The 12,268-nt window shown below is 62.5% G+C and carries 10 protein-coding genes; 4 read left to right on the top strand and 6 right to left on the bottom strand.

What is annotated here, in order from left to right; all coding sequences use genetic code 11:
* Positions 1-263 precede the first annotated feature (263 nt).
* On the top strand, positions 264-2,276 hold the full coding sequence (locus AC0IYH_RS12470; protein ID WP_471834573.1) for an autotransporter outer membrane beta-barrel domain-containing protein: 2,013 nt from the start codon (positions 264-266) through the stop codon (positions 2,274-2,276).
* 56 nt (positions 2,277-2,332) lie between these two features.
* Here AC0IYH_RS12470 and AC0IYH_RS12475 read toward each other — a convergent pair whose 3' ends face one another.
* Genes AC0IYH_RS12475 through AC0IYH_RS12485 form a run of 3 tightly spaced genes read right to left on the bottom strand, consistent with a single transcriptional unit; the run spans position 2,333 to position 7,240 of the window.
* Positions 2,333-2,974, bottom strand: a complete 642-nt coding sequence (locus AC0IYH_RS12475) for a DUF1345 domain-containing protein (RefSeq protein ID WP_116629921.1) — start codon at positions 2,972-2,974, stop codon at positions 2,333-2,335.
* Positions 2,975-3,018: 44 nt separating this feature from the next.
* Entirely contained in the window at positions 3,019-6,108 is a 3,090-nt protein-coding gene (locus tag AC0IYH_RS12480) for a multidrug efflux RND transporter permease subunit (RefSeq protein WP_471834575.1), read from the bottom strand.
* Between the two features lie 7 nt (positions 6,109-6,115).
* Positions 6,116-7,240 (bottom strand): efflux RND transporter periplasmic adaptor subunit, encoded by a 1,125-nt coding sequence (locus tag AC0IYH_RS12485; protein WP_122773887.1) that lies wholly within the window; start codon positions 7,238-7,240, stop codon positions 6,116-6,118.
* Positions 7,241-7,468: 228 nt separating this feature from the next.
* Here AC0IYH_RS12485 and AC0IYH_RS12490 point away from each other — a divergent pair, with 228 nt between their 5' ends.
* Positions 7,469-8,170: a response regulator transcription factor gene (locus AC0IYH_RS12490; protein ID WP_116629918.1), complete on the top strand. Its 702-nt coding sequence runs from the start codon at positions 7,469-7,471 to the stop codon at positions 8,168-8,170.
* A gap of 3 nt (positions 8,171-8,173) precedes the next feature.
* A complete protein-coding gene (locus tag AC0IYH_RS12495; RefSeq protein WP_116629917.1) occupies positions 8,174-9,475 on the top strand; it encodes an ATP-binding protein in 1,302 nt (433 codons plus the stop codon).
* Here the strand turns inward: AC0IYH_RS12495 and AC0IYH_RS12500 are convergent, their stop codons facing one another.
* From AC0IYH_RS12500 to AC0IYH_RS12510, 3 genes are all read right to left on the bottom strand, one after another.
* Positions 9,476-10,141, bottom strand: a complete 666-nt coding sequence (locus AC0IYH_RS12500) for an anti-sigma factor (RefSeq protein WP_471834578.1) — start codon at positions 10,139-10,141, stop codon at positions 9,476-9,478.
* On the bottom strand, positions 10,138-10,644 hold the full coding sequence (locus AC0IYH_RS12505; RefSeq protein ID WP_471834580.1) for a sigma-70 family RNA polymerase sigma factor: 507 nt from the start codon (positions 10,642-10,644) through the stop codon (positions 10,138-10,140). The genes AC0IYH_RS12500 and AC0IYH_RS12505 overlap by 4 nt, the downstream gene beginning before the upstream one ends.
* A 71-nt stretch (positions 10,645-10,715) precedes the next feature.
* A complete protein-coding gene (locus tag AC0IYH_RS12510) occupies positions 10,716-11,237 on the bottom strand; it encodes a DUF3455 domain-containing protein (RefSeq protein WP_471834582.1) in 522 nt (173 codons plus the stop codon).
* Between the two features lie 193 nt (positions 11,238-11,430).
* Between AC0IYH_RS12510 and AC0IYH_RS12515 the strand changes: the two genes are divergently transcribed.
* Positions 11,431-12,216 (top strand): sulfite exporter TauE/SafE family protein, encoded by a 786-nt coding sequence (locus AC0IYH_RS12515; RefSeq protein WP_116629913.1) that lies wholly within the window; start codon positions 11,431-11,433, stop codon positions 12,214-12,216.
* Positions 12,217-12,268: the final 52 nt, after the last annotated feature.

A 12,268-nucleotide genomic window follows, 5' to 3' on the forward strand; every position in this document is an offset into this window, starting at 1 on the left:
TGTTCAATTTCAAACCCACACCTTTGAGCCTTGCTTTAACGGCCCAGGCAGTCTCGCTTTTGTTTCTGGTGGCTCCGGATGCATCGGCGCTTACCCAAGTGCGGTCCCCCAACACGTCCATATCAGTCGCTACGCCGCTTGATAGTTATGGCTTGTTTCCAGCGTCGAGCCTGATTGCAACCGGCGCGAATACCAGCCAGATCACGATGGATAACGCCGGTTTGACGCTCCAGGCAAACAGTAGCGCGCGGGATATCGATGCGATGAATCGATCGACCGTAGTCATCGATAGCTCAAGGGTGGATGCCCGCCTCGGGGTAGGCAGTGCCATCTTTTCCAGGGGCGGCAGCAGTGTACTCATCACCAATAACAGTGCCATCACCAATAACACGGCCAATGGCTTTGGCGTGTCGGTCACGCGTACGCTCAATGCAACGAATGGTTCCTCCCTCGAGGTCAGGGACAGCAGTATTACCGCCATAAGCCGTGGTATCAACTCCTCCGGCTACGGCAAGGTAAATCTGGATAATGCCCGTGTCGAGGCGACCGGTGCGACGGGTATGGGGCTGGTGTTGCTCAATGCCGAGGCCGTCGTCAGAAACAACAGCAGCATTGTTGGCGGAGCCTCCGGCGTAAACATGCGTACGGACGCCGACCTTACCCTTACCAATAGCTTGATTCTTGACAACTCCGTGGTCCAGGGGCGAACCGGCCCCGCGATCCTGGTAGACCCGCCGTTGACCAATAACAGCGCCGCCGATATCCAGGTGCTGAACGGCTCGAACTTGCTGGGTGGCAATGGCGTCCTGTTGCAGGTCGCGAATAACGGCATTGCCAACATGAACGTCGACAACAGCCGATTGACCGGCGACGTGGTCATCAGCGCGACCGGCACGGGTACCGTGCAACTCAACAACAATGCCTTGCTGACCGGGCAGTTGCGCAACGTTGCACAACTGGATGCCAACAACGGCGGCAAGTGGATGCTGGTGGGTGACAGCGAAGTCGGTGCATTGCGCATGGCCGGTGGCTCGGTGGAGTTTGGCGCTCCGACCCAATTCTTCCAGCTGAACACCAACAGCCTGGCCGGCAACGGTACGTTCATCATGCACACCAACTTCAACACCGGCGTGACCGACCTGTTGAACGTCAATGGCAACGCCGAGGGCAACCACCAACTGCTGATCGCCGCCAGCGGCAACGAATTGGCCGTCGGTGAGCCGATCAAGGTTGTTCACACCCAGAGCGGTGGTGCGCAGTTCGGCCTGGTGGGCGATACCGTTGACGTCGGCGCTTTCTCCTATGGGCTCAAGCAGGAAGGCACCGACTGGTACCTGGACACCGAACGCCGGGGTACCAGTAACGCTGCCCAGGCCGTGTTGGCAGCGTTCAACGCGACACCGACCATCTTGCTCGCCGAAGGCAGCATCCTGCGTACACGCATGGGCGAACTGCGCTTCAGCGAAGGCAAGAGCCAAGGCCTGTGGATGCGCTCCTACGGCAACAAATACGATGTGGCGGCCAACAGCAATGGCTTGGGGTACACCCAGAACCAGACCGGTTTCACCATCGGTGCCGACACCGCGCTGGAGGCGGGCGATGGCCAGTGGCTTGCGGGTGTGATGGGCGGTTACAGCAAGACCGATCTGAGCCTGAGCCGTGGCAGCAGTGGCATGGTCAACAGCTACCACGTGGGTGCTTATGCAACCTGGCTGGATGCCGAGAGCGGGCTGTACGTCGACCTGGTGGGTAAGGTCAACCGCCTCAATACCCAAAGCCAGGTCAATATGAGCGATGGCCAGCGCGCCAAAGGCAACTACACGCAGGATGCCGTGAGCGCCTCGGCGGAAGTGGGCAGGCATATCAAGCTGGACGATGACTTCTTCGTTGAACCGTACGCCCAGCTGTCCACCGCCTTTATCGCGGGTTCCAGCTACAGTATGGACAACGGCCTCAAAGCCAAGGGTGAAAGTACCAAGTCGGTGCTCGGCAAGGTGGGTGTGACAATCGGTAAAAATATCCAGCTGGAAGGTGGCCCGGTGCTGCAGCCGTACCTGCGTACCGCCGCGGCGCATGAGTTCAACGATAACAACAAGGTGCTCATCAACAACCAGGCCTTCAACAACGACCTGTCGGGTTCGCGTTATGAAGTGGCGGCGGGTATGGCGGTTAACTTGTCGGATAACCTCAAGTTGCACGCCGAGATCGAAACCAGCCAAGGCAAGAAAATCGACATGCCTTGGGGTGGGACCGTTGGTCTGCGTTACACCTTCTAAATAGTCGAGCAGGTAAAAAGGGGAAGCTTAGGCTTCCCCTTTTTTTGCCTGCCGGATCAGCTGAACAGCCCCGCAGCAATATTGATCGAAAAGCCCAGTATCGCGGTATTGAACAGAAAACCGATCAGGGATTGCCCCAGCACCACTTTGCGCAGCCCACGGGTGGCAACGCCCACATCGGCGGTTTGCACGGCCACGCCGATGGTGAACGAGAAGTACAGGAAGTCCCAGTAATTGGGCGTGCGCAAGCCCTCGGCAAAACGCAGGGCCGGTTCATCGCCATCCCAGGTGTAGAACAGGCGCGCGTAATGCACGCTGAAAATCACCCCGATCAGCAGCCATGAGCCGATCACGGTCAACGCAGTGAACCCGTAATGCACCAGGCGCGCGCTGCCGTCGAGGTCTTTGCTGCCCACCAGGTTCAGGGTGATGGTCGCCAGGCTGGCAATCGCCGCGATGCACACCATGAACAGCACCAGGCCGGCGTTCTCATCCTCGATTTCGGCGATGCGTTTGACGTCGTCAGCCCGGGCGTGGCTTGCCAGCCACACCATCAGTATCAGGTAGGTCCAGACCCCGGCGTTCCAGCCATAGAGTACTTTTCCAATCAGCGTATCAGCCGGCGCCAGGATGCCCACGGCAAGGCCGAGTACGGCGGCGGACGAGAGGCGAGGGTGGGTGCGGGCGAGAAAAGCCATAGGTGCTCACAACAGGGGAGGTTGTGAGCACCATAGCGCATTTTTTATCGACGCTTGCGCACCAGCTTCATGACCACCACAAAGAACACCGGCACAAACACCACCGCCAGGGTGGCGGTGATCATCCCGCCGATCACGCCGGTACCGATGGCTTGCTGGCTGGCCGAGCTGGCACCGGTGGCAATCGCCAACGGCACCACGCCGAGGATGAACGCCAGCGAGGTCATGATGATCGGCCGCAGGCGCAGGCGCGCGGCTTTCAAGGTGGCGTCGATCAGGTCTTCGCCATGGTCGACCAGATCCTTGGCGAACTCGATGATCAGGATCGCGTTCTTCGCCGACAAACCGATGATGGTGATCAAGCCCACCTTGAAGAACACATCGTTGGGCATGCCACGCAAGGTCACCGCCAACACCGCGCCGAGTACACCCAACGGCACCACCAGCAGCACCGAGGTCGGAATCGACCAGCTTTCATACAGCGCCGCCAGGCACAGGAACACAATCAGCAGCGACAGGCCCAGCAGCAATGGCGCCTGGGCGCCGGACAAACGTTCCTGCAGCGACAACCCGGTCCATTCCTGGCCCAGGCCGGCGGGCAATTGGCTAACCAGCCGCTCGATTTCTGCCATGGCCTCGCCGGTGCTGTGCCCCGGCGCCGCTTCGCCGCTGATGGCGATGGCGGGGTAGCCGTTGTAGCGCGTCAGCTGCGCCGGGCCCTGGGTCCACTTGGCTTCGACAAACGCCGACAACGGCACCATCTTGCCGGCGTTATTGCGCACGTTGATCTTCATCAGGTCCGCCACCTGGCTGCGCTGGTCGCCTTCGGCCTGCACCACCACCCGCTGCATGCGGCCCTGGTTGGGGAAGTCGTTGATGTAAGCCGAGCCAATCGCCGACGACAGCACGTTGCCCACATCCGCAAAGGACACGCCCAGCGCGTTGGCCTGCTTGCGGTCTACCTCTAGCTGCACTTGCGGCGCCTCGGCCAGGGCGCTTTCACGCACGTTGGCCAGGATCGGGCTTTTCTCGGCGGCGGTCAGCAGTTCGGTACGCGCTTGCATCAATGCAGCATGGCCGACGCCACCCCGGTCCTGCAGGCGGAACTCGAACCCGCTGGAAGTGCCAAGGCCGTCCACCGGCGGCGGCAGAATCGCGTAGGCAATTGCGTCCTTAAGCTCGCTGAACGCGGCGTTGGCACGGTCGGCAATCGCCGAGGCCGAGTCTTCGCTGCTGCGCGTCGACCAATCCTTCAGTGTGGTAAACGCCAGCGCCGCATTCTGCCCCGAGCCGGAGAAGCTGAAGCCCATGATCATGGTGGTATCGCCCACCCCGGGTTCCTTGGCGTTATGCGCTTCGATCTGCTCGGCGACCTGCACCGTGCGGTTCTTGCTCGCACCGGGTGGCAATTGGATATCGGTGATGGTGTAGCCCTGGTCTTCCACCGGCAGGAACGAGGAGGGCAGGCGGCTGAACATCAGCCCCAGGCCCACCAGCAACACCAGGTAGATCAGCAGATAGCGCCCGCTGCGCTTGAGGGCGTAGGCCACCCAGCCCTCATAACGGTCGGAGAATTGCTCAAAGCGTTTATTGAACCAGCCGAAAAAGCCGCCCTTGGCATGGTGGTCGTCCTTGGCAATCGGCTTGAGCAAGGTGGCGCACAGCGCCGGGGTCAAGGTCAGGGCGAGGAACGCCGAGAACAGAATCGAGGTGGCCATCGACAGCGAAAACTGCTGGTAGATCACCCCCACTGAGCCTTTCATGAACGCCATCGGCAGAAACACCGCCACCAGCACCAAGGTGATACCGACGATGGCCCCGGTGATCTGGCCCATGGCCTTTTTGGTCGCATCCTTGGGCGACAGGCCCTCGGTGACCATGATGCGCTCGACGTTCTCCACCACCACAATCGCATCGTCCACCAGGATGCCGATGGCCAGCACCATGCCGAACATGGTCAGCACGTTGATCGAAAAACCCAGCAACAGCATGGTGGCGAAGGTGCCCATCAGCGCAATCGGCACCACCAGGGTCGGGATCAAGGTGTAACGCACGTTCTGCAGGAACAGGAACATCACCGCAAACACCAGCGCCATGGCCTCCAGCAAGGTGTAGACCACCTTGGTGATCGAGACTTTGACGAATGGCGAGGTGTCGTACGGGATCTTGTATTCCACATTGGCCGGGAAGTAGCGCGACAGCTCGTCCATCTTCGCGCGCACCAGGGTCGCGGTGTTCAGCGCGTTGGCCCCCGGCGCCAGTTGCACACTCACGGCGGTGGACGGCTTGCCGTTCAGGCGCGTGGAAAACTGGTATTCCTGGCTGCCGATTTCCACCCGCGCCACATCGCCGATGCGCACGGTGGAGCCGTCCGGGTTGGCCTTGAGCACGATGTCGGCGAACTCCGCCGGCGTCGACAGTTGGCCCTTGACCAGGATCGCCGCGGTGATTTCCTGGGTTTTAGTCCCCGGCAAATCACCGATGCTGCCCGCCGACACCTGGGCGTTCTGCGCGCTGATCGCCGCATTCACATCGGCCGGGGTGAGGTTGAAGCCAATCAGTTTCTGCGGATCGATCCAGATGCGCATCGCGCGTTCGGCGCCGTACAACTGAGCCTTGCCCACGCCGTCCAGGCGCTTGAGTTCGTTCATCACGTTGCGCGCGAGGTAATCGCTGAGCGCAACGTCGTCGAGCTTGCCGTCGCTGGAGGTCAGGGTCACCAGCAGCAGGAAGCCGGCGGATACCTTTTCTACCTGCAAGCCTTGCTGGGTGACGGCCTGGGGCAGGCGCGGCTCCACGGCTTTGAGGCGGTTCTGCACATCGACCTGGGCCATCTCCGGGTCGGTGCCCGGCTGGAAGGTGGCGGTGATGGTCGCTGAGCCGAGGCTGCTCTGGGATTCGAAATACAGCAGGTGGTCGGCGCCGTTGAGCTCCTGCTCGATCAGGCTGACCACGCTTTCATCCAGGGTCTGCGCCGAGGCCCCGGGGTACACCGCGTAGATCTCCACCTTCGGCGGCGCGACGTTGGGGTACTGGGCCACCGGCAACTGCGGGATGGCCAGCGCGCCGGCCAGCAAAATAAACAGGGCCACCACCCAGGCGAAGATCGGGCGGTCAATAAAGAACTGCGGCATGGCGGGGTTATTCCTCTACCTGGACTTTTTCGCCGGGGCGCGCGTGTTGCAGGCCTTCGACCACAATGCGGTCACCGGGCTTGAGGCCGCTGCTGACGATCCAGCGATCCTCGATCACCGCGCCCAATTCCACCGGTTGCTGGCTGACGACCTGTTCGTCATTCAACAACAGCACCATCGGGATGCCGGCGCTGTCACGGGTGATGGCGCGTTGCGGCACGCTGATGCCTTGTTTATCCACGGCCTGCTCCAGGCGCACGCGCACAAAGCTGCCGGGCAGCAAGTCGAGGTCGGGGTTGGGGAACTCGCTGCGCAGGATGATCTGCCCGGTGCCGGGGTCTACGCTGATTTCGGCGAACAGCAACTTGCCGGGCAGCGGGTACAGGCTGCCGTCGTCCTGGATCAGCGTGGCCTTGGCCTGGTCCTGGCCAACCTGCTTCAAGCTGCCGGCGCGGAAGGCGCGGCGCAGGTCGTTCAGCTCACGGGTGGACTGGGTGAGGTCGGCGTGGATCGGGTCCAGTTGCTGGATGATCGCCAGCGGCGTGGCTTCGTTCTGGCCCACCAGGGCGCCTTCGGTGACCAGCGCACGGCCGATGCGCCCGGAGATTGGCGCGGTCACGGTGGCATAACCCAGGTTCAGTTTGGCGCGCTCGACCGCGGCTTTATTGGCGGCGACTTCGGCGTTGGTCTGGCGCACCGCCGCGCGGGCATTGTCGTAGTCCTGGCCGCTGATGGCGTTGCCTTCCACCAGTTGGCTGTAGCGCTGCTCTTGCAGGCGCGCCTGGAACGCATTGGCCTCGGCCTTGCTCAGGTTGGCCTGGGCGCTGTCGAGGTCGGCCTTGAACGGGGCCGGGTCGATGCGAAACAGCACGTCGCCCTGTTTCACGTCATGGCCTTCCTTGAACACGCGCTGCATCACCACGCCGGCGACCCGTGCGCGCACTTCGGCGATGCGCGGCGCGGCGATGCGCCCGCTCAGCTCGCTGGTGATCGACAGCGGCTTGGCCTGCAGGGTTTCGATGCGCACCTTGGCCGGGGGCGCTTGCGGCGCCTCGGCGGCGGATTTGTCACACGCGCTCAGGGCCAGCGTCAGGGCCAGCAGGCAAAACGGCGCAAACAGATTCTTCGACATGCTCTTATCCCAATATTGACTGGCGCATCCTAAGGTCACCTGCGCCGTGGTGCTGTGAAGCTGTGTAGCTCGTGTGTGAAGAAATGTAAGGGGTCGGCGCGCGGGGCGCCGGGGGCGTATATCCTTGCACAATCCTGCAAACACTGAAGATCAAAATGTGGGAGGGGGCTTGCCCCCTCCCACAGTGGATTTGTGTACTGCCGACAAACCGTATTAATTGGAAACACCATGCCCAACATCCTCCTGGTGGAAGACGACGCCGCACTCTCCGAGCTGATTGCCAGCTACCTGGAGCGCAATGGCTACCACGTCAGCGTGCTCAGCCGTGGCGACCACGTGCGTGAACGTGCGCGCGTCAGCCCGCCGGACCTGGTGATCCTTGACCTGATGCTGCCCGGCCTCGACGGCTTGCAGGTGTGCCGCTTGCTGCGCGCCGACTCGGCGGGCCTGCCGATCCTGATGCTCACCGCGCGCGACGACAGCCACGACCAGGTGCTGGGCCTGGAAATGGGCGCCGACGACTACGTGACCAAACCCTGTGAGCCCCGCGTGCTGCTGGCCCGCGTGCGCACCTTGCTGCGCCGCAGCAGTTTGTCCGAGCCGCAGGTGGCCAGTGACCAGATCCTGATGGGCAACCTGTGCATCGACCTGTCGGAGCGCACCGTGACCTGGCGCGGCCAGGCGGTGGAGTTGTCCAGCGGCGAATACAACCTGCTGGTGGTGTTGGCCCGGCACGCCGGCGAGGTGCTCAGCCGCGACCAGATCCTGCAACGCCTGCGGGGTATCGAGTTCAACGGCACCGACCGCTCGGTGGACGTGGCCATCTCCAAGCTGCGCCGCAAGTTCGACGACCACGCCGGCGAAGCGCGCAAGATCAAGACCGTGTGGGGCAAGGGCTACCTGTTCAGCCGTTCCGAGTGGGAATGCTGATCGATGTTTCGAGTACTGCTGCGCCTCTACCTGATCACCATCGTCACCTACAGCGCGGCGATGTTCCTGATCCCCAAGCTGGTGATCCAGCTGTTCGAACACCGCTACCTGGACTACAACGTCGAGCAGTCCCGGGGTATGCAAAAGCTGATCGTCAAGCAATACCTGCGCGCGCCGGTGGAGCGCTGGTCGCAGGTGACCGAGCAGCTGGGGCAAGACTTTGCGCCGCTCAAGGTGCAACTGCTGCTGCGCCAGGACGCCAGTTACACGCCCGCCGAAGCCACGCTTCTGGAGCAGGGCAAGCCGGTGATTCGCCTGGGGGAGTGGGGCTGGATGGAAGAAGTCAGTTCGCCGATCAACCAGCAGTTCGTGGTCAAGCTGACCGTCCCGCCGGACCCGCTGGACATGAACCTGTTGTACTGGTCGATGAACGTGCTGATCGGCGCCGCGCTGCTGGCTTGCCTGCTGGTGTGGTTGCGACCGCACTGGCGTGATCTGGAGCGCCTGAAAAGCACCGCCGCGCAATTGGGCAAGGGCAACCTGGCCGAGCGCACGCGTATCCCGCCCAGCTCGAATATCGGTAGCCTGGCGGCGGTGTTCGACACCATGGCCGGCGATATCGAACACCTGCTCAACCAGCAGCGCGACCTGCTCAATGCCGTGTCCCACGAACTGCGCACGCCGCTCACGCGCCTGGATTTCGGCCTGGCGCTGGCGCTCTCCGAAGACCTGCCCCAAGCCAGCCGCGAACGCCTGCAAAGCCTGGTGGCGCACATTCGTGAGCTGGATGAGCTGGTGCTGGAATTGCTCTCCTACAGCCGCCTGCAAAACCCGGCGCAGCTGCCGGAGCGGGTCGAGGTGGTACTCGATGAATTTATCGACAGCGTGCTGGGCAGTGTCGATGACGAACTGGAAAACCCCGAAATCGTTATCGATGTAGCCCTCGACTGCGCCGTGGAACGCTTCAGCCTCGACCCGCGCCTCACCGCCCGCGCCTTGCAAAACCTGCTGCGCAACGCCACGCGTTACTGCGACAAACGCATTCAGGTCGGGGTCAAGGTGTGCCCCAAGGGCTGTGAAATCTGGGTGGATGACGACGGCATCGGCATTCCGCTGGACCAGCGCGAACGCATCTTCGAACCGTTCTACCGCCTCGACCGCAGCCGCGACCGCGCCACCGGCGGTTTCGGCCTGGGCCTGGCCATCAGCCGGCGCGCCCTGGAAGCCCAGGGCGGCACCTTGACGGCCCTGGCCTCGCCGTTGGGCGGCGCGCGCTTTCGCGTGTGGTTGCCCAGCGTCGCCTGATCAGAGCACCTTGACCGCGCGGCCGATCGCCTGGATTGGCCCGGTGGGTTTGCCGGTCGGCGAGCCGCGCGGGTCTTCCAGGGTCAGCTCGAACAGCTGGTTCGACGACAGCGGCGGCAGCTTGTCCAGCGGCACCGACAGGCTTTCGCCCGGCTTGACCAGCCCCAGGGAGACCGGGCCTTGCCAGCCCTCGCCCTTGGTCCAGAACTGCAAGGCCTTGTCCGCCGGCACTTCCATCACGCCCAACGGGATCAACTGGATCTGCTGATTATTGCTGGCCTGGATCACCCAACCGGGCGCCTGGGTTTGTGGGGCCACCAGCACCACCACAAAACTCGGTTCGACGGGTGAACGAGTCAGCAGCAGCGTGGCCAATACCACGCTCGCCGCCAACCCGGCAGCGGCGAGGCCGCGCCACACCGCCAGCAGATCCCACCAGGGCGCGCGCGCGCTGCCGAGGTTGCGTTCGATGCGCCGCCATAGCTGAGCCGAGGGCGGCACCGGTTCAGCCAGCGCCGCGAGGGGCAGCAGGCGCTGTTCCCAGGCGTCTACCGCCGCGCGTAATTCGGCGTCGTGCGGCAGGCGTTGTTCGACCTCGGCGCGTTGTTCGGCGGGCAGGGTGCCCAACACATATTCGCTGGCCAGTTCGTCCAGGGGTTCACTCATGCCATGCACTCCCGCAGCGCGGCGAGGCTACGTTTGATCCAGGCTTTGACGGTCCCCAGCGGGGTGCCCGTTTTCTGCGCGATTTCGCTGTGGGAATAGCCGTCGACATAGGCATGCAGGATGCACGTGCGACGGGCCGGGTCGAGCTGTTCGAGGCAGGTGTAGATCTGCCCCGAATGCCCATCCAATTCAATCTTGGCAACCTGTTCGTGTTCTTCGCCCAGCGGCACCTCGCGGTAGTGGTTGCGCACCGCGTTGAGCGCCAGGTGCCGGGTCACGCTATGCACCCAGCCGCGCGCCGAACCTCGGCCAGGGTCGAAACTGCCGGCGCCGCGCCAGATCTTGATAAACGCGTCATGCACGATGTCTTCGGCCAGGGCCTTGTCCCGCGCAATGCGCAGGGCCACGCCGAGCAAGCGGCTGCTGTCCTGCTCGTACAGTTGGCGCAACGCGCGTTGATCGCCACGGGCACAGGCCAGCAGACAGGCTTCGTAATCGAACACACACATCCCTCAATGGCCGGACCCTATGGCAAGCACGTGTGCTCGCCACAGGGCAGCGTAGCCCGGTTTACTCAGTTGGCCGCCCAGAAAATGTAATCGGCCTGGTATTTCACTACTTCCTGCTTGCCCTTGTTGGCCGCCGTGCACTCGGTGCTTGGCGCCACGCCGCCTTTGAGCGCGACCCGCTGGATATAACTCACGCCGCTCATGGCGCCCTTGCCTTCGGCCGGGTTGGCCTTGACCAATTGATACGGCAAGTTACCAGGGCTCGAGGGCGCCACGGCCAGCTGAGTGCCGGTAATTTTCGAACCATCCTTGGCCTGCCAGGTGGCCGGTGGGCCGAAATAGGTGCCGACTTGCTTGCCGCTGCGGTCATTCAGTACGGCTTTGGGGCCGACGAAGGTCCACTCGGTTTGGCCGGCGGCGTTGGCTTTGTCGCGGCATTCGTAGGTGATTTCGCCGACGCCGGTGGTTTCCATCGCTACTTTATGGCCATCCGGCACCTTGATGCTGTCGGGCAAGCTGGCCTGGGCGAAGGCGGCAGGGCTGGCAACGAGTAAACCGGTGAGGCAGAGCAGGGCTTTAGCGTTCATGGGTGTTTCTCCATTAGATGAAACAGCAGGGTTGCTGCAGGTACTACCCATGGGCGCGGCAAATGGATGCAGTGATCGGAAAATAATTTGGATAAATCCAAAAAGATCTAAAGTCAGATCATATTGATATAAGTCGTTATAAGAAAAATCGCTATCCTGCCGCCAGAAATTTATAAGGCCGCAGGTAGCGTCAATGGAAGTGGGTAATTTTGGTTTCGTGATTGCAGGCCTGATCGTTGGTTTTATCGTGGGCATGACCGGTGTCGGTGGCGGTTCGCTGATGACCCCCATCCTGCTGTGGTTTGGCATCAACCCGGCCACGGCCGTGGGCACTGACCTGTTGTACGCGGCCATCACCAAGTCCGGTGGGGTGCTGGTGCACAGCAAGAACAAGAACATCGACTGGACCATCACCGGCTGGCTGACCCTCGGCAGCGTGCCCGCCGTGCTGTTGACGTTGTGGTTCCTGGCCACGTTGCACACCGACCCCAGCGTGATGAACGCGGTGATCAAGCAAGCCCTCGGCGTGGTGCTGCTGCTGACGGCCCTGGCGATCCTGTTCAAGAAAAGCCTGTTGGCCTTCGCTCAACGCCATGCCGGCGATAGCTACCACATGAACCCGCGCAACCTGAACGTGCTGACTGTGGTGACTGGCGCCATCCTCGGCACCATGGTTGCACTGACCTCCATTGGCGCCGGCGCCCTCGGCACCGTGGCGCTGTTTATCCTCTATCCGTTCCTGGCCACGCGCCGGCTGGTGGGCACCGAGATCGCCCACGCCGTGCCCCTGACCCTGGTGGCGGGCCTGGGCCATGCGGGCATGGGCAATATGGACTGGCACCTGCTGGGCTTTTTGCTGATGGGTTCGCTGCCGGGCATTTATGTCGGCAGCCACATGACCGGCAAGATCCCGGACGGCGTATTGCGCCCGTGCCTGGCGATCATGTTGATGGCCGTCGGGTATAAGCTGGCGTTCTAATGTGAACACAGTACAAATGTGGGAGGGGGCTTGCCCCCGATGGCAGTGTGTC

The organism is Pseudomonas sp. AC463, from assembly GCF_979253585.1.